The sequence below is a fragment of the Streptomyces albus subsp. albus genome (assembly GCF_000725885.1).
Taxonomy (GTDB): Bacteria; Actinomycetota; Actinomycetes; order Streptomycetales; family Streptomycetaceae; genus Streptomyces; species Streptomyces albus.
The window spans coordinates 1-16,770 of record NZ_JODR01000029.1 but is presented as its reverse complement, the minus strand read 5'-3'; the positions used below and the strand labels follow the sequence as shown (position 1 = coordinate 16,770).

The 16,770-nt window shown below is 71.5% G+C and carries 13 protein-coding genes and 2 tRNA genes; 9 read left to right on the top strand and 6 right to left on the bottom strand.

What is annotated here, in order from left to right:
• Nucleotides 1-181 precede the first annotated feature (181 nt).
• Nucleotides 182-754 carry a M48 metallopeptidase family protein gene (locus tag IO40_RS0127830; RefSeq protein ID WP_030408418.1) on the top strand — a complete coding sequence of 191 codons (573 nt, stop codon included), beginning with the start codon at nt 182-184 and terminating at the stop codon, nt 752-754.
• On the opposite strand, the gene IO40_RS0127825 is transcribed toward IO40_RS0127830, so the two are convergent.
• Together IO40_RS0127825 and IO40_RS0127820 are read right to left on the bottom strand one after the other, a co-directional pair.
• A complete protein-coding gene (locus IO40_RS0127825; protein ID WP_016469631.1) occupies nt 726-1,322 on the bottom strand; it encodes an NUDIX hydrolase in 597 nt (198 codons plus the stop codon). The genes IO40_RS0127830 and IO40_RS0127825 overlap by 29 nt on opposite strands.
• Nucleotides 1,319-2,815 carry a zinc-dependent metalloprotease gene (locus IO40_RS0127820; protein WP_031176343.1) on the bottom strand — a complete coding sequence of 499 codons (1,497 nt, stop codon included), beginning with the start codon at nt 2,813-2,815 and terminating at the stop codon, nt 1,319-1,321. Before IO40_RS0127820 ends, IO40_RS0127825 begins: the two co-directional genes overlap by 4 nt.
• A 174-nt stretch (nt 2,816-2,989) precedes the next feature.
• Here IO40_RS0127820 and IO40_RS0127815 point away from each other — a divergent pair, with 174 nt between their 5' ends.
• The 4 genes from IO40_RS0127815 to IO40_RS0127800 all read left to right on the top strand — a co-directional run bounded on the left by IO40_RS0127815 (nt 2,990) and on the right by IO40_RS0127800 (nt 6,610).
• The gene (locus IO40_RS0127815) at nt 2,990-4,090 is read left to right on the top strand and encodes an SDR family oxidoreductase (protein ID WP_016469633.1); all 1,101 of its coding nucleotides are present in this window, start codon (nt 2,990-2,992) and stop codon (nt 4,088-4,090) included.
• 208 nt (nt 4,091-4,298) lie between these two features.
• Nucleotides 4,299-4,802 (top strand): molybdenum cofactor biosynthesis protein MoaE, encoded by a 504-nt coding sequence (locus tag IO40_RS0127810; RefSeq protein ID WP_016469634.1) that lies wholly within the window; start codon nt 4,299-4,301, stop codon nt 4,800-4,802.
• Between the two features lie 319 nt (nt 4,803-5,121).
• Nucleotides 5,122-5,472, top strand: coding sequence for a hypothetical protein (locus tag IO40_RS0127805; protein WP_030408414.1), 351 nt, complete (start codon nt 5,122-5,124; stop codon nt 5,470-5,472).
• Nucleotides 5,473-5,497: 25 nt separating this feature from the next.
• On the top strand, nt 5,498-6,610 hold the full coding sequence (locus IO40_RS0127800; RefSeq protein ID WP_030408413.1) for a YlbL family protein: 1,113 nt from the start codon (nt 5,498-5,500) through the stop codon (nt 6,608-6,610).
• Nucleotides 6,611-6,652: 42 nt separating this feature from the next.
• Here IO40_RS0127800 and IO40_RS0127795 read toward each other — a convergent pair whose 3' ends face one another.
• Entirely contained in the window at nt 6,653-7,219 is a 567-nt protein-coding gene (locus IO40_RS0127795) for a PPA1309 family protein (protein ID WP_031176342.1), read from the bottom strand.
• 161 nt (nt 7,220-7,380) lie between these two features.
• Here IO40_RS0127795 and IO40_RS0127790 point away from each other — a divergent pair, with 161 nt between their 5' ends.
• The 4 genes from IO40_RS0127790 (at nt 7,381) to IO40_RS0127775 (ending at nt 13,670) form a co-directional block, all read left to right on the top strand.
• The gene (locus IO40_RS0127790) at nt 7,381-10,284 is read left to right on the top strand and encodes a UPF0182 family membrane protein (protein WP_078659797.1); all 2,904 of its coding nucleotides are present in this window, start codon (nt 7,381-7,383) and stop codon (nt 10,282-10,284) included.
• Between the two features lie 60 nt (nt 10,285-10,344).
• Nucleotides 10,345-10,418, top strand: a tRNA-Met gene (locus IO40_RS0127785).
• Nucleotides 10,419-10,587: 169 nt separating this feature from the next.
• A complete protein-coding gene (locus IO40_RS0127780; protein ID WP_016469639.1) occupies nt 10,588-12,420 on the top strand; it encodes a tetratricopeptide repeat protein in 1,833 nt (610 codons plus the stop codon).
• A gap of 1,176 nt (nt 12,421-13,596) precedes the next feature.
• Nucleotides 13,597-13,670 (top strand) — tRNA-Met (locus tag IO40_RS0127775).
• Nucleotides 13,671-13,747: 77 nt separating this feature from the next.
• Here IO40_RS0127775 and IO40_RS0127770 read toward each other — a convergent pair.
• From IO40_RS0127770 to IO40_RS0127760, 3 genes are read right to left on the bottom strand one after another with little or no spacing between them, the layout of a single operon-like run.
• Complete coding sequence (locus IO40_RS0127770) at nt 13,748-14,896, bottom strand: ABC transporter substrate-binding protein (protein WP_051698643.1); 1,149 nt, start codon at nt 14,894-14,896, stop codon at nt 13,748-13,750.
• 19 nt (nt 14,897-14,915) lie between these two features.
• Nucleotides 14,916-15,782, bottom strand: a complete 867-nt coding sequence (locus IO40_RS0127765) for an ABC transporter permease (protein ID WP_030408410.1) — start codon at nt 15,780-15,782, stop codon at nt 14,916-14,918.
• A complete protein-coding gene (locus IO40_RS0127760) occupies nt 15,779-16,564 on the bottom strand; it encodes an ABC transporter ATP-binding protein (protein WP_016469642.1) in 786 nt (261 codons plus the stop codon). The genes IO40_RS0127765 and IO40_RS0127760 overlap by 4 nt, the downstream gene beginning before the upstream one ends.
• Nucleotides 16,565-16,770: the final 206 nt, after the last annotated feature.

The window sequence follows — 16,770 nt, the reverse complement described above, 5'->3', positions numbered from 1 at the left end:
CCCGGACCGGTCCACTGTCCCTGCCTCCGGTTTCCCTCTCCCCGGCTTCCCGGCTCGTTTCCGCGGCCGTCCGGCGGCAGCGTCCGCGGCGCCTTCGCGGCTCCGTCCCGTTTCTCGCCTTTCCTCCTCGAACCTGCCTGGAGGCGGGACTTCCACCGGCGCCAGCGGGTAACGTCGAGACGTGTCCGCCGACCCGCTGAACAGCACCAGCCGTACCAGCATGAACGCGGTCGAAGTGCGCCGCAGCGCGCGCCGTCGCCGCACGGTCTCCGCCTACCGTGAGGGAGACCGCACCATCGTGCTGCTTCCTGCCCGGATGTCGGCCGACGAGGAGAAACGCTGGGTCGGCGTGATGCTGGACAAGCTGGCCGCCCAGGAGAGCCGGCGCATGCTGGACGACAACGATCTTGCGCGGCGGGCGGCGCAGCTCTCGGAGCAGTATCTGGACGGGCACGCGTGTCCCTCGTCGGTCCGCTGGGTGACCAACCAGAACACCCGCTGGGGCTCGTGCACCCCGGCGGAGGGCAGCATCCGTCTGTCGCACCGGTTGCAGGGGATGCCCGAGTACGTCATCGACTACGTGCTGCTGCACGAGTTGTCGCATCTGCTGGTACCCGGGCACGGTCCCCGTTTCTGGCGGCTGCTGGAGGCGTATCCGCGTACGGAGCGGGCGCGTGGCTACCTGGAGGGCGTGGCGGCTGCCGAGCGGCTGCCGCACCTGCCCGTCAGGGGAGCCGGTCCGGACGAGGGCTGAGCGACAGGGCCGCAGCCGCCTGCCGGGCGAGCCGTACCACGGAGGTGTCCGCCACTTCGGCGACCTCGTCGAAGGCGAACCAGCGCAGTGCCAGCGACTCGTCGCTGATCGCTTCGACGGCCCCGGCGGGGGCGAGGGCCGCGTACTGGACGTCCAGGTGCCAGGCGCACGGGGTGCGATGCCTGTCGAGCCGGAGCGGGCCGCCCGGCAGGAGCGTCAGCCCGGTGATGCCCGACTCCTCCGTGGCCTCCCGCAGGGCGGCCTTGGCCAGGGTGGTGTCCTCCGGCTCGCAGTGGCCGCCCATCTGGAGCCACATCTCCAGCTTGCGGTGGAGGGTCAGCAGGACCCGCCCGCCCTCGGGATCGACCACCAGCGCGCTCGCGGTGAGGTGCCCGTCGGTGCACGCTTTCCACATGCCGTCGGGGTGCTCGGACAGGTGGCGGAGGTAGTCCTGGCGCAACCGTTCCTGCTCCTGGTCGCCGTCCCGGTCCCGCCATGCGGCCAGCACCCGCTGAGCGTCCGCCCGCAGGGCACCTGTCGTCAGGATGTCCTCGGAGGGGACGCTCACCGCTTGCTCTCGCCTTCGCCGCCCTCGTCGTCCCGGCCGTCCTTCCCGGGGGCGCCGTCCTCGCTGTCGCCGCCGGAGGTGGGCTCCCCGCCGCCGCTTCCGCCTGCCGGACGGTCGCCGCTCTTGCCGGCCGCCGCGTCGCCCAGTATCCGGTCCAGCTCGGAGAAGTCCGGCTGCTCGCGGTGGACGAACGCGTCCGGGTCGTCCAGGTCGGCGGCCGTGGGCAGCATGTCGGGGTGCTCCCACAGGGCGTCGCGGCCCTCTGTGCCGCGTGCGTCGGCCAGCGAGGCCCATAGCCGGGAGGCGTCCCGCAGCCGGCGCGGGCGCAGCTCCAGGCCGATCAGGGTGGAGAACGTCTGCTCGGCGGGCCCGCCGGAGGCGCGCCTCCTGCGGAGCGTCTCCCGCAGGGCGGACGCGGACGGCAGGTGCGGTTCGGCGGCGGCGTGCACGACGGCGTCCACCCAGCCCTCGACCAGTGCCAGTGCCGTCTCCAGGCGGGCGAGTGCCGCCTTCTGCTCGGGAGTGTCCTCGGGCTGGAACATGCCCTGCTGGAGTGCCTCCTGCAGCTCCTCGGGGCGCTGCGGGTCCAGCTGGCCGACGAGGTCCTCCAGTTTGGCGGTGTCCACCTTGATGCCGCGGGCGTAGCCCTCCACGGCGCCGAAGAGGTGCGAGCGCAGCCACGGCACGTGGGCGAACAGCCGCTGGTGGGCGGCTTCCCGCAGGGCCAGGTAGAGGCGCACCTCCTCCAGGGGCACGCCGAGGCCCTTGCCCAGTGCCTCGATGTTGACCGGCAGCAGCGCCGCTTTGCCCTGGGGGCCGAGCGGCAGGCCGATGTCGGTGGAGCCGACGACCTCACCGGCCAGGACGCCCAGGGCCTGCCCGATCTGCGTGCCGAACATGGCGCCGCCCATGGAGCGCATCATGCCGAGCAGGGGGCCCGCCATCGCCTGCATCTCCTCGGGCAGCACGCTGCCCATGGCGGCGCCGACCCGTTCGGCGACCGGGTCCACCAGGTCCTTCCACACCGGCTGGGTGGATTCCACCCATTCGGCGCGGCTCCAGGCCACTGCCGTGCCGGCGCCGGACGGCAGGGAGGTGACGCCGTCCAGCCACAGGTCGGCCAGCCGTACCGCCTCTTCGACGGCGGCCCGCTCGTGCGGCCCGACGGAGGCGTCCTTGGAGCCGTCCTGTGCTCCGGCCGCCACCGTTTGCCGGGCGATGTCCTTGGCCATTTCCCAGTTCACCGGGCCGCCCTCGTAGGAGAGCATCTGGCCCAGCTTCTGGAAGGCGGCTCCCAGGTCACCGGGGTCGAGCTGGCCCTGTCCGCCGCCCAGCGAGCCGAACATGGCCGCCAGGGGGTTGTCGGCGCCTGTTCCGCCGCCGAATCCGAACGGGTTGGGCCGGCCGCCGCCCGGCTGCTTCTTGTCCTTGCCCTCGTCCCCGTCCTCGGGCTCCTCGGGAGGTACGCCGAATCCGAATGGGGTGTCACTCACGGGTTTCCTCGGCTCTGTCTCGTCGTCTCGTCGGACGGTCTGCTGGGCCCCGGACGGTTCCCCGGGCGGGGTCTGCCTGGGCGCGATCTGCGGGCTCTGCCCCCAGCCTAGACACCAGTCAGGCAGGATGGAGCCTGCGCACCTCGTACCAGAAACAACCACTGGAGACGCCCGGTGAGTTCCTCCGAGTCCCACGTTCGCGCAGCGCGAACCCCGACCGTCGCCGTCACCGGCGCCGCCGCGGGGGTCGGCGCGCTGCTCACCGAGCGGCTGGCGGCTTCCGGGGAGATCAAGCAGGTCATCGGTCTCGACGAGCGGCGCGGTGAGGTCAGCGAGGCGCAGTGGTACACGCTGGACGTGCGTGATCCGGCCATCGCCGACCGGCTGCGCGGGGACGGCGATCCGGTGGACGTCGTCGTCCATCTGGCGCTCGATCTCGACCTGGAGACCGATCCGGCGGCCCGCACCGCCTACAACGTGCGGGGTACCCAGACGGTGCTCACGGCGGCTGCGGCGGCGGGTGTGCGGCGGGTCGTGCTGTGCACGTCCGCGATGGTGTACGGAGCGCTCCAGGACAACGACGTACCGCTGTCGGAGGATGCAGAACTGCGGGCCACCGCCGATGCCACCGGGGTGGGCGATCTGCTGGAGATCGAGCGCCTGGCGCGCCGCGCGCCGCGTGCCCATCCGGGGCTGAACGTGACGGTGCTGCGGCCGGCCGTCCTGGTGGGCGCGGGTACGGACACCACCCTGACCCGTCATTTCGAGTCGCCGAGGCTGCTGGTGGTCGCCGGCTCGCGCCCCTGCTGGCAGTTCTGCCATGTCGAGGATCTGGTGACCGCGCTGGAGTACGCGGTGCTGGAGAAGGTCGACGGCGAGATGGTGGTGGGCTGCGACGGCTGGCTGGAGCAGGAGGAGATCGAGCAGCTGACGGGGATGCGCCGTCTGGAGCTGCCCTCCAGCGTCGCCCTGGGCGCCGCCTCCCGGCTGCACCGGCTCGGGCTGACGCCCTCTCCGGCGGCGGACCTGGCGTACACGATGTACCCCTGGGTGGTCAGCGGCAGCCGACTGCACGACGCGGGGTGGCGTCCGCGCTGGACGAACGAGGAGGTGCTGGCCGCTCTCCTGGAGGAGGTGGCGGGCCGGCACACCGTGGCCGGGCGCCGGCTGGGCCGTACGGAGGCGGCGACCGCTGCCGGGGCGGCGGGCGCGACGGTGGCGCTGCTGGGCACTGCCGCACTGGTGCGCCGTGCCCGCAAACGGCGCGGACTGTAGGGGCTGTGCCGCTGCCGACCGGTGGAACCGGGCACGGACGGGACGCACGGGACGGGCGCACGGCCGGGTCCGCGACGCCCGTGTGGGACGCCGGCCGTGCGGTGGGTGACCGTCTGTGCGCGGCCATTGCGCACCGTTGCCGCGGTGGCGGAACGGCTCACCGTACGGCGGCGGGCAGGTGTTCCGGATTCACGGCGGGTAGGGCAGCATGACCGGCATGGCACAGACGTACGACGCCGCAGGCACCGGCGACCAGGGGGCGCGCCCCGACCATCCCGGGGAGCGGGGGGCGAAGGACCCCATCCGCCTGCTGGGCATCCGTGAGACGCCGCTGTCCGTGGACGAGGTGTTCACCGCTGTCGGTGATGACGCGGCAGGCGGCACGGCGCTGTTCGTGGGTACCGTCCGCGACCACGACGGGGGCGCGGATGTCGCCCGTCTGGGCTATTCCTCGCACCCCAGCGCCGAGGCGGAGCTGCGCAGGGTTGCGGAGAAAGTCGTCGCCGACTACCCGGTGCGGGCCCTGGCCGCGGTCCACCGGGTGGGGGATTTGGAGGTGGGGGACCTGGCCGTGGTCGTGGCCGTCTCGTGCCCGCACCGCGCGGAGGCGTTCGACGCCTGCCGCAAGCTGATCGACGACCTCAAGCACGAGGTTCCCATCTGGAAGCACCAGACGTTCTCCGACGGCAGTGAGGAGTGGGTCGGCGTCTGACCCGCCCCGCTCCGGGGCCGCCACCGGCTGGAGTGCCGCAGGCGAGGCGACGGCAGGCGGACGGTCGGCGCCTCGGGCCGGGGACCGTCCGGCGGACGTGGACGGGGCTGTCCGGCGGACCCGCCCGGGTCCGTTCGACGGGCCTGCCCGGGGCCGTTCGAACGACCCCGCCGTGCAGCCGGGTGCCGACCGTTCCGGTTGCGTAACCGGGCCCCGGACAGGACCGTTGAGGAACCGACGGTTAATCTGCTCATCGGCCGGTCTGCCGGCCGCCGGGCCGCTTGCCCGGAAGGCATGTACGAGGGGTCGGGAGGTTCCGATGGCGGCTCTCGCCTGGTTGCTGATTCCGGTCGTCGCCGCTGTCGCCGTCTGCCTGTGGGGAAGCTGGGCGGGCCGGCGCCGTGTCAAGACACCCGACGCCGTGGGCGTCGCGGGGTACGAACGTTTCCGTGCCGCGATGGAGCGGACCAGCCCGCCCGGTGCCATGACCGCCCGCCATCCGTCCGGTACGCCGTCGGCGGAGCCCGGCGCCGGGGACGGTGAGCCGCTGCGGCGTCCCGGGAAGCGTGCACGGGTCACCGGACGGAAGCGTGCACGCACCGCCGAGCTCGCCGCCGCCGGGGCGGCGGCCCACACAGCCACGGACGGACCGGCCCGGAGCGCCGACTGACAGGACCGTCCCGTACTGTCGTGCCATGCCTCGCCGCACCGCAACCCTGCTCGCATCAACGCTGCTGCTCATAGCGATGCTCTGCGCCGGAGCGCTCATCGAGGTGCCCTACGGGGAGATGTCACCGGGGCCCACGGTGAACACGCTGAGCGTGCACGACGGTGATCCGGTCCTCAACATCAAGGACAGGCCGGGGCACAAGGGCAAGCCGAAGGTCTACGACACCTCGGGCCACCTCAACATGACGACAGTGCGGGTCACCGGTTCCGAGTACCGCATGACACTGCTGGGGGCGTTCACCGGCTGGCTGGGCCACGACAGTCTGGTCGTCCCCTACCGGACGCTGTACCCGGAGCAGAAGTCGGCCGAGGAGGTCGACGAGGAGAACGCCGAGGAGTTCACCGCCTCCCAGGAGAGCGCCAAGGTCGCCGCCCTCAAGAAGCTGGGCCTCCCCGTCAGCTCGCATGTGGTGGTCGGCTCCGTGCAGAAGGGCGCGCCCGCCCACAAGCGGCTGCACGCCGGGGACGTCATCACGGCGGTGGACGGCAATCCGGTCGGGGAGCCGGAGAGCGTCAGCAAGCTGGTCACCCAGCACAAGCCGGGGGAGCGGGTCACCTTCACGGTGGTCCCGGCGGCCGAGGCGAAAGCCGCCCAGAAGAAGGGGAAGAAGCCCTCCTCCCGGGACGCCCGCAAGGTCACGGTCACCACCACGAAGGCGAAGGGCGGCCGGGCGATCGTCGGCATCACGACGGCGCTGGGCCACACGTTCCCGTTCGAGATCGACATCAAGCTGGCCGACATCGGCGGCCCGAGCGCCGGCCTGATGTTCTCCCTGGGCATCGTCGACAAGCTCACCCCCACCGACCTGACCGGCGGCAAGTTCGTCGCCGGCACCGGCACCATCGACGACGCCGGACAGGTCGGTGAGATCGGCGGAATCCAGATGAAGACCGTCGCCGCCCGCCAGCAGGGTGCCGAGTTCTTCCTGACCCCGGCGGGCAACTGCGCGACTGCCGCCAAGGACAAGCCCGAGGGGCTCACCCTGGTGAAGACCTCCTCCATAGACGACGCGCTCGACTCGCTGAAGAAGATCCGCAAGGGTGAGACGGACCGGCTCACCCAGTGCAAAGCCCACTGAGGGGCGCGGCCGGCCCGTCGGCGCGCCCCGCGGGCCGGCCGGTCACTCGGCGAACGTCGCGTCCAGTGCCTCCGCCAGGCCGGGCACCAGATCGGGCCCGGTCAGCACCTCGGTGGGGGAGTCCTTCTCGCGCAGACGCAGTGCCGATTCCCGCTCGCCGTCCCGCAGGACCGCGACCGTCATCCGCACTTCCTGCCGCTCGGGGTGTTCGGCAACCCACCGGGTGAGTGCTTCGCCGTCGAGGTCGGCGGGCACCGCCGCCTCGGCGGACGGCGGCAGCATCAGCCGCTCCACCGTGACCGCGCAGCCGTCCACGGCGTCGGGCCAGGCGATGGTCGCCAGGAACTCGTCCAGCGGCACGTCGGCGGGGATCTCGTCCTGCTCGACGGGGGTGAGGGCGGCGGCCTGGGCGCCCTCGTTCTGTTCGTCGAGCCCGAGCTGGCCGGCCAGCTCGGGCTCCTCGGTGCGCAGCCGCTCGGTGTTCACCAGGGCGAAGAGGCGGGCGGGCCGGTCCCAGCCCAGCCCTGCGGCGTATTCGTCGATCTCCAGTACGGCGCGGGTCAGGGGACGGGCGGCGAGGGGGGTGCCCTCGTGGGGGAGGTTGTTCATGCCCCATATCGTGCCGTCTCCGCCGTCCGGGAGCGGACCTGGACCCGGTTTCGGCAGCCGGACCCCGGAAACGGGAACTGAGTAAAGCCTCGGTAAGTTGCTCAAGTGGGCCGTACGATGCGGGCCCAGCTTCATCGCTCCACAAACTGCCGATTTTCGAGGTGCGCACCTTGGCTTTCCAGATGCCGGACCGGGGCTCAGGGGGCCCCTCCGGGCCACGGATCAGAGTGGGCCGGCCCTCCCGGCGTGCCCGGACGCTGTTGCTGACAGCGGGCGTGCTGGCCGTTCTGGCGATGCTCTTTGTCATGTTCTCCGGGTTCTGGACGGACTGGCTGTGGTATCGCTCGGTCGACTACAGCTCGGTCTTCACCAAGACCCTCTGGACGAAGATCGGCCTGTTCGCCGTTTTCGGCCTGCTGATGGCCGCTGCCGTGGGGTTCAACATCTGGCTGGCCCACCGGCTGCGTCCGCCGCTGAGCGCGATGTCGCTGGAGCAGCAGAGTCTCGACCGTTACCGCATGGGGCTGGCGCCGTACAAGAAATGGGTGCTGCTGGGCATCACGGCGCTCGTCGGGCTCATCTCCGGTGCTTCCGCGGCGGGCCAGTGGCGCACCTGGCTCATGTGGGTCAACGGCGTCGCGTTCGGCACCAAGGACCCGCAGTTCCACAAGGACGTCGCCTTCTACGCGTTCGACCTGCCCTTCTACCGCTTCCTGCTGAGCTTCGGCTTCGCCGCCGCGATCCTCTCGCTGCTGGCCGCCGCGCTGGTGCACTACCTCTACGGCGGGCTGCGCGTCACGACGCCGGGTGCCCGGGCGACCGCGCAGGCCACCGGCCACCTTTCGGTGCTGCTGGGCATCTTCGTCACCCTCAAGGCGGTCGCCTACTGGCTGGACCGGTACGGGCTGGCGGTCAAGTCGGGTGACTTCAAGGCGACGGACAACTGGACGGGCCTCAAGTACGTCGACGCGAACGCGTACCTGCCGGCGAAGACGATCCTGTTCATCATCGCCATCATCTGCGCGGTGCTCTTCTTCGCCACGATCTGGCGGCGCACCTGGCAGCTCCCGGTGATCGGTTTCGGTCTGATGGTGCTCTCCGCCATCCTGATCGGCGGGCTGTACCCGGCGCTGGTGCAGAAGTTCCAGGTCGCTCCGAACGAGCAGGCCAAGGAAGCGCCATACATCAAGAAGAACATCGAGGCGACCCGCAAGGCGTACGACATCGGCGACGCCGAGGTGCGCCAGTACAACGGCAAGAGCAAGGCAAGCAACGAGGAGTTGCGGGACGCGGCGGACACCACCGCCAGCATGCGCCTGCTGGACCCGAACGTCGTCTCGCCGACGTTCCAGCAGAAGCAGCAGGTGCGCGGCTACTACCAGTTCCCGCAGACGCTGGATGTGGACCGCTACAAGAAGGACGGAAAGGAGCAGGACACCGTCGTCGGCGTCCGGGAGATCAACACCAACGGGATCCCGGAGAAGAACTGGATCAACGAGCACTTCAAGTACACCCACGGCTACGGCATGGTCGCCGCCAAGGGCACCTCGGTCGACAAGGACGGTGCCCCGGACTTCACGGAGAAGGACCTGCCGCCCAAGGGCCAGATGGGCGAGTACGAGGGCCGTATCTACTACGGCGAGAAGACGACGAAGTACGCCATCGTCGGCGGCCCGCAGAAGGAGCTGGACTACGCCGACGACGAGGGCGAGAAGACCTACACCTACAAGGGTGACAGCGGCGTCGACCTCTCCAACCCGGTCAACCGCGCCGCCTACGCGGTGAATTTCAACGAGCCGCAGATCCTCTACTCGGGAGCGATCGGCGAGGGCTCGCGCATCCTGTACAACCGCACCCCGAAGGACCGGGTGGAGGCGGTCGCCCCGTGGCTGACCATCGACGGTGACCCCTACCCCGCGGTGGTCAACGGCCGCATCCAGTGGATCGTGGACGCCTACACGACCTCCAACGGCTACCCGTACGCGTCGCGTACGACCCTGGGGGACACCACGGAGGACTCGCTGACCGACGGGCAGCGTGCGGTGGTGGCCCAGCAGAACCGCGTCAACTACATCCGCAACTCGGTCAAGGCGACCGTGGACGCCTACACGGGCAAGGTCCAGCTGTACCAGTGGGACAAGAAGGACCCGGTCCTCAAGACGTGGATGAAGGCGTTCCCCGGCACGGTCAAGCCGAAGTCGGCGATCAGCGGCGATCTGATGGATCACCTGCGCTACCCGCAGGATCTCTTCAAGGTCCAGCGGAACCTGCTCCAGACCTACCACGTGACCTCGCCGTCGCAGTTCTACAGCGGCAGTGAGCGCTGGCAGATCCCGGACGACCCGACGCACAAGGGCAACGCGGTCCCGCCGTACTACCTGAGCCTGAAGATGCCGGGCCAGTCCAAGCAGCAGTTCCAGCTGACGACGACGTTCAACCCGAACAAGCGGGAGACGCTGGGGGCCTTCATGGCCGTCGACGCGGATGCCCGCAGTGACGAGTACGGGAAGATCAGAATCCTGAGACTCCCGCCGAACACGACCGTCGCCGGCCCCTCGCAGGTGCAGAGCAAGTTCAACTCCGAACCGGACATCGCCGAGACGATCAACCGCATCCGCAGGGGTGACTCGGAGGTCGAGTACGGCAACCTGCTCACGGTGCCGCTGGAGGGCGGACTGCTCTACGTGGAGCCCGTCTACGTCAGGGGCGCCGGGGTCAACTACCCGCGCATGAGGAAGGTTCTGGTCACCTACGGGGAGCAGGTCGCCTTCGAGGACAGCCTCACCAAGGCGCTCAACAAGGTGTTCGACACCCCGGACAGGGACGAGGGCGGTGAGCGCACCGGACCGGGCGACCAGGAGAAGGACAAGGACCAGCCGAACGCCACCGTCGAGGAGGCGCTCAAGGACGCCCAGGAGGCGTACGACGCCGGCCAGAAGGCCCTCGACGACCGCGACTGGGAAGAGTACGGCAAGCAGCAGAAGGCGCTGGAGGACGCGTTGGAGGACGCGTCCGAGGCCGAGCAGTCCGGCGGCGGCAAGAACGGATCCGGCAGCGGCCGATAGGGCGATCGGCAGTCGGGTGAAACCACCCCGCGTCGTGGTGTAGGGTTATAGACACAACGACGCGGGGTGGAGCAGCTCGGTAGCTCGCTGGGCTCATAACCCAGAGGTCGCAGGTTCAAATCCTGTCCCCGCTACTCGGAAGAAGAGGCCCGGAGTCAACAGACTCCGGGCCTCTTCGCTTGTGCGGGGGATAGCGGGGCACCTGAGTTTGGTGTATCTCTTCGTCGGGAAGTCGACAAACCGCCGAAGTGACCTCACTGGCTGCGGTATACCAGGTGTACGCGGGTTGCAGGTGGTGCGACGATGGAGCTTATGGGGGAGAAGGCAAGGCCGACGGACCCGGTACGTCCCGGTCCGAGCCTGAGCGTGGAGGAGTACACCGACAAGACCGCAGCCGCAGCGACGGCCACTGCCACCCGGCAGCCCGTCGCGGACAACGCCGCAGCGGACAGCGTGCTGGGCGCCCAACTGCTGCGCCGGGGGGATCTGGACGGCGCCGAGCCGCATCTGCGTGCCGCCACGGCGGCGGGGGACCGCGCCGCGGCGAACAACCTCGGGGTACTGCTGCACCAGAGGGGATACACGGAAGAGGCAGCCGGCTGGTGGCGCACCGCCGCCGTGGCCGGTTCCGCCGCCGCGGCCCACGCGCTGGGCCGCTACCACCGCGAACGCGGCGACGAGCCCGCGGCGCTCTACTGGCTTCGGCAGTCGGCCGAGTCCGGGCACGCGCTCGGCGCGTACGCCCTCGCCGACCTGCTCGAACACCGCGGGGAGGACGGCGCCGAGGAATGGTTCCGGGCCGCGGCCGAGCGGGGGCACAGAGAAGCCGCGTACCGCGTCGCACAGTCCGTCAGCGCCCGCGCCGCGGACATGGCCGCCAAGGGGGAGGCCAACGCCGCCGCCGTCCGCGAGGTCGAGGAGGAAGCCGAACGCTGGTACCGGCAGGCCGCCGCACGCGGTCACCGCAAGGCCGCCCTGCGGCTGGGCGCCATCCTGGAACGCCGCGGCGAGCTCAAGGAAGCCGGCCGGTGGTACCTCACCTCCGCCAAGGACGGCGAGGCCCGGGCCGCCTGCGCGCTCGGGTTCCTGCTGCGGGACGCCGGTGACGAGGAGAGCGCGGCCGTCTGGTGGCGCCGCGCGGCCGAGGACGGCGACGGCAACGCCGCCAACGCGCTGGGCGCCCTGCACGCCGACCGCGGCGAGCGGCAGGCCGCCGAACGCTGGTACCGCGTAGCCCTCGAAGCCGGCTGCGACAACGGCGCCTTCAACCTGGGCCTGCTGTGCGCGGCACAGGGCCGCACCGCACAGGCCGAACAGTGGTACCGCCGAGCCGCGTACGCGGGGCACCGGGAGGCCGCCAACGCGCTCGCCGTCCTGCTGCTCCAGCGCGGCGACGCCGAGGGCGCCGAGCCGTGGTTCTCCAAGGCCGCCGAGGCGGGCAGCGTGGACGCCGCCTTCAACCTCGGCATCCTGCACGCCGGACGCGGCAACGAGCGCGCCGCACGCGGCTGGTACGAGCGGGCCGCCGCGGCGGGCCACGCGGAGGCCGCCCTCCAGGTCGGCATCGCCCTGCTGCGGGAGGGCGAACTGCACACAGCCGAACGGCACCTGCGGTGCGCCGCCGGCGGCGGCAGCGTCGAGGGCGCCTTCCGGCTCGGCGCACTGCTGGAACGCGTGACCCGGCGCGGCACCGGCGAGTTGGGCTCCACGCACGAGCTGGGCCGCGCGGAGGGGACCAGGCCCGAGTACGAGGAGTGGTACGAACGGGCCGCCGAGCACGGCCACCGGCGCGCCCAGGTGCGGCTGGGCATGTGCGCTGCGGCCCGCGGCGAGGTCGTCGACGCCGCCCGCTGGTACCGCGCCGCCGCCGAGGCGGGCAGCCCCAACGGCGCCTTCAACCTCGGGCTGCTGCTCGCCCGCGAAGGCAGCGAGCCGGAGGCCGTGCTGTGGTGGACGCGCGCGGCCGAGGCCGGGCACGGCAGGGCGGCACTGCGGCTGGCCCTCGTCAACGCCCGCCGCGGCGAACTGGCGGAGGGACAGTTCTGGTGCGCCCGCGCGGTGGAACTGGGCCCGGCGGAGGTGGCCGAACGCGCCGCGAAGCTCCGCGACGCCCTGCGTGCGGAGCTGTCGGCGTAGGAGCACCCCCACGGCCCGGCACGCCATGAGGGCCCCGCCTCGTGTCGGGGGGGAAAAAAGCGAGGGCTGACGCCCGGTGGCACCGTTGCACGAGGCGCCTCCGGGCGGCCCTGGTGGTGCCCTTGTACGGGCTGGACCCGGTGGCGGGGCCCCGGGGGTGAGGCGGTCTTGGGTGGCTCCGGCTCTGGTGGCGTCTCGTGCGAGGGGTCCACGCGGCCTTGGTGGTGCAGCGTGCGGTGCGGCCTCGTTGGTGGCAACCCTCGCGTTCGAGGCGGCTTCGGGCGGCTCTGGTGGCGCTTTGTGCGAGGGGGCCGGCGTTGCCCTGGTGGTGCCCTCGTACGAGTGCGCCCCGCGTGGCCTCTGCCGACGCCCTTGCCCCAGCCAGGCCGCCTCCCTGGGGCGCCGGAGGGCTCTCCTGCGAGGCGGGTCCGGACGGCCCTGGTGGGCCCGCGCCTGAGCCGGCTCGGGCGTCACCAGGCGCTCTCGTACGAGGGGGCGCGGGTGCTTCGTCGGCGGCCTCCGTGCCAGGTTGCGGTGGGCGGCTCCGGTGACGCCTTCGCGCGCGGGGTTCCGCGTGGTCCGGGTGGTGTTCTCCGAGAGCTGGTTCCGCGTGGCACCGGTAGTGCCCGCGGGCGAGATGGTTCCGGTTGGTCCATGCCGACGCTATCGCCCGGGCCGGTCCGTCCAGGGGCCCTCTGCAGCGCTCCCGTACGAGACGGGCCTGGGTGGCCCCGGTGAAGTTCCCGCACGGGGCGGGGCCGTGGGCCTGTCGGCGTACGCGCGGGAGCGAGCCGTCCCTGTGGCCCGGTGGCGTTCGTGTGCCGCGTGATCCGCGTGATCCGCACGACCGACCCGGGGCTGGGACGGCCACCAGCACAGCCGGCCGCCGTCGGCTGGGACGCGGTCGCGGGCGGCGACGAGTGCCACGCTGCTGCGCCGTGGTGTCCGGGGGACCTCGCGCCGGCCGCCGCCCCATCGGCCTCCGGGAGAACGGCGCCGGGCGGCGGCCCGTCGGGCGCGGGGCTCCGGCTGCCTTCCCGGCTCCTCGCGCGGGGCCGGGTGCACCGCGCGAGGAGCCGGGAAGGCAGCCGGCGATCCCGGGAGGCGGGCCGCGCGGTGTGGTGCGGCTCGATTTGCGCTTGTCGCTTGTCGTGGTTAGAGTTGTGAACACAACGGCGCGGGGTGGAGCAGCTCGGTAGCTCGCTGGGCTCATAACCCAGAGGTCGCAGGTTCAAATCCTGTCCCCGCTACTGAAAGACGAAGGCCCGGATCCTCGGATCCGGGCCTTCGTCGTGTGTGTGCCGTACGAGGGTGTGCGACCGTGCGGTCACGGCTTGTGGCCGACGGCCTCCGCGTAGAGCCTGCGGTCGACCAGTTGTGCCTCCGGCACGGGTTTGCCCTCGGTGACGCCCGCGTCGCGGTACGCCTTCTGGAGCCGGTCGGTGGTGCCTTTGCGGATCTCCCAGTCCATGCGGAGCGACGGCACCGCGGTGACGACGTCCGGGTCCTGCTTCATCGCCTTCGCCAGTTCGGCGACGAAGGCGCGGTCCTTCTTGTAGTCGCCGCGGAAGTAGGTGTTGATCGTGCGGATGTAGCCGCGCAGCAGGGCGACGCCCGCATCCACGTCCGCGCTCAGCAGGTTGGGGCCGAAGAGGGCCCCGCCCAGTGGTTCGCCGGCCGGCTGGCCGCCCAGGAAGGCGTACCGGCCGTCCTTGTCGACCTGGCGCCATACGGGGTCGAGGAGCCATGCGGCGTCCACGGCTCCGCTGGTGAAGGCGGTCAGGACGTCGGAGGAGCCGAGCTGCTGGAAGGTGAGGGAGTCCATGGCGGCGCCGTGCTCGGCCAGGACGGTGTCCATCGGGTAGGAGATCACCGAGCCCTTGCCGATCAGGGTGCCGATCTTCCGTCCTTCGAGTGGGACTTTCGCGGCGTTCTCGCCCTTGCGCAGGCGGACCCACAGTCCGCTTTTCGAGGTGGGGTGGGGGGAGAAGTTGCCGGCCACCCAGCGGATGTCGAAGCCGGAGTTGATGCCGTTGACGACGGCTGCTTCGGGCGCGGCCCACAGGGCGTCGATCTCGCCCTTGGCGAGCAGCGGCAGCGCGTCGGGTGTGGGCAGCACCTTGAGGTCGACGTCCAGTCCTTCCTTGCGGAACTCGCCCTTGCCGATGGCGATCCGCAAAGGGGCGACGTATTCGGCGGTCAGGGTGCTGGTGGCGAGGGTGAGTTTCCGGGTCTTCGACAGTTTGCGCGGTGCCGGTGCGCGTGGGGCGCAGCGGGCGGGGGAGCGGTCGGCGCCGAGGTCGCCGGGGTCGGTCCAGGCGCGGTCGCCGCAGCCCGCGACGGGGGTGATGTCGCGGCCGGCGGTGTCCAGTCCGGGCTGTTCGGCGGCGCAGCCGGCCAGTGTGAGGGCGAGGGTGAGGGCCAGGGCGGGGACGAGGGCGGCGGGACGGGCGAGGGCGGGGCAACAGGAGCGCACGACGACCTCCGGTGAGTGGTCAGGACTGGCCGCGGCCCCGGTCGCGGGGCGCCCAGGGGGTGAGGAGGCGGCCGGCGACGCGTACGAGCTCGGAGAAGAGGACGCCCAGGACGGCGACGCAGACGATGCCGACGAACATCACGTCGTTCTGGAAGAGGGCCCGGGAGTCGAAGATCAGGTGGCCGAGGCCGTCGGAGGCGGCGATGGACTCCGAGGCGACGATCACCAGGACCGCGACCCCGGCGGCGATCCTGGCTCCGACCAGGACGGCCGGCAGGGAGGCGGGCAGCAGGACGTGCCGGAACATCTGCCGGCGGTTGGCGCCGAAGACGCGCCCCGCGTCGCGGTGGCCGTCGGGTACGGCGAGGACGGCGGCCATGGTGGAGATCCACACGAAGAAGAACACGGTCGCGGCGACCAGGGCGACCTGCGGTCCTTCGCCGAGGCCGAACATGTTGAGGAAGATCGGCAGCAGGGCCAGTTTGGGGACCACGTACAGTGCGTCGAGTATCGGTTCCAGGGCGGCGCGTACCAGCGGGAGCGCGCCCATCAGCAGGCCCAGCAGGTAGCCGGATGCCGTGCCGAGGGCGTATCCGGCCAGGACTCTGCGCAGGGTGGCCCATACGTCGGGCCAGAGTTCTCCTTCGGCGGCGCGTTCCCAGCCGTCGGCGACGATGGCGGAGGGGGCGGGGTAGACGCGTTCGTCGATCCACTGCCGGCTCGCCGCGAGCTGCCACAGCAGGACGAGGACGAGCGGTACGGCCACGGCCAGCGACACCTCCAGGGTGCGGCGGCGCCGGTGTGCGGCCTCCGGTGCGCTCTCGCGGGGACCGGGGCGGCGGACGATGCGGCCCTCGTGGGTGCGGGGCTTGTCCAGTGTGCTCATGCGGCGGCTCCCTCCCCGCCGGTGGCGGTCTGCTGGGAGACCTCGCCGCGCAGCAGTTGCCACAGTTCGTCCTTGAGGGCGGTGAAGCGGGCGTCGGAGCGGACGTCGCCGGTGCGGGGGCGGCCGAAGGGCGGGCGTCTTTCGGCGATGACGCGGCCGGGCCGGGCGGACATCACCAGGACGCGGTCGCCGAGCAGCAGCGCCTCCTCCAGGCTGTGGGTGATGAACAGGGTGGTGGTGTCGGTGGCCTGGGTGAGGGCGAGCAGTTCGTCCTGGAGGATGGTGCGCAGCTGGGCGTCGAGGGCGGCGAAGGGCTCGTCCATCAGCAGGATCTCCGGCTCGACGGCGAGGGCGCGGGCGATGGCGACGCGCTGCCGCATGCCGCCGGAGAGGGCTGCCGGATAGGCGTCCGCGAAGTCGGCGAGGCCCAGCCGGTCCAGCCAGGCGCGGGCCCGTCTGTCGGCCTCCTTGCGGGGGACGCGCTGGACGTCGAGGCCGAAGCGGACGTTGGCCAGCACGGTCTTCCAGTCGTAGATCCCGTAGTCCTGGAAGATCATGGCGGCGGGGTGGGTGGCGTCGGTGCGCAGTTCCAGCTCGCCCGAGGAGGGGCGGAGCAGGCCGGCGGCGATGCGCAGCAGGGTGGATTTGCCGCAGCCGGAGGGGCCGACGAGGCAGACGAACTCGCCGGTGGCGATCTCCAGGTCGAGGGGGCCCAGCGCGGCGAGCTGCCGGGAGCCCCGTCCGAAGGTGCGGGTGACGGCACTGGCGCGGATTTTCGGCATGGTGACTCCCCGTCCCGTGTGGGGGAAGCGTGCGTCAGTCCGCGACGATATGACGGCCCGTCAGATAGCGGCAAGGGTGTGGACGGCAACACGATGAGGGCCCGCACCCACCTTAGGTTCTAGTAGTCGTCGCAACACCCCAGCTCAAGGGGTGCGATGGATTTCGAGATCCGAGCGGACCGGGCTCCGCAGGGGCGTAAGAAGTT

What these genes read in the sequence shown, in the direction of transcription:
- IO40_RS0127810 (WP_016469634.1), top strand. Translation starts at nt 4,299, where the DNA reads ATGACCGGCATGGCACAGACGTACGACGCCGCAGGCACCGGCGACCAG.
- IO40_RS0127805 (WP_030408414.1), top strand. Translation starts at nt 5,122, where the DNA reads ATGGCGGCTCTCGCCTGGTTGCTGATTCCGGTCGTCGCCGCTGTCGCC.
- IO40_RS0127800 (WP_030408413.1), top strand. Translation starts at nt 5,498, where the DNA reads ATGCCTCGCCGCACCGCAACCCTGCTCGCATCAACGCTGCTGCTCATA.
- IO40_RS0127795 (WP_031176342.1), bottom strand. Translation starts at nt 7,219, where the DNA reads ATGAACAACCTCCCCCACGAGGGCACCCCCCTCGCCGCCCGTCCCCTG.
- IO40_RS0127780 (WP_016469639.1), top strand. Translation starts at nt 10,588, where the DNA reads ATGGAGCTTATGGGGGAGAAGGCAAGGCCGACGGACCCGGTACGTCCC.
- IO40_RS0127765 (WP_030408410.1), bottom strand. Translation starts at nt 15,782, where the DNA reads ATGAGCACACTGGACAAGCCCCGCACCCACGAGGGCCGCATCGTCCGC.
- IO40_RS0127760 (WP_016469642.1), bottom strand. Translation starts at nt 16,564, where the DNA reads ATGCCGAAAATCCGCGCCAGTGCCGTCACCCGCACCTTCGGACGGGGC.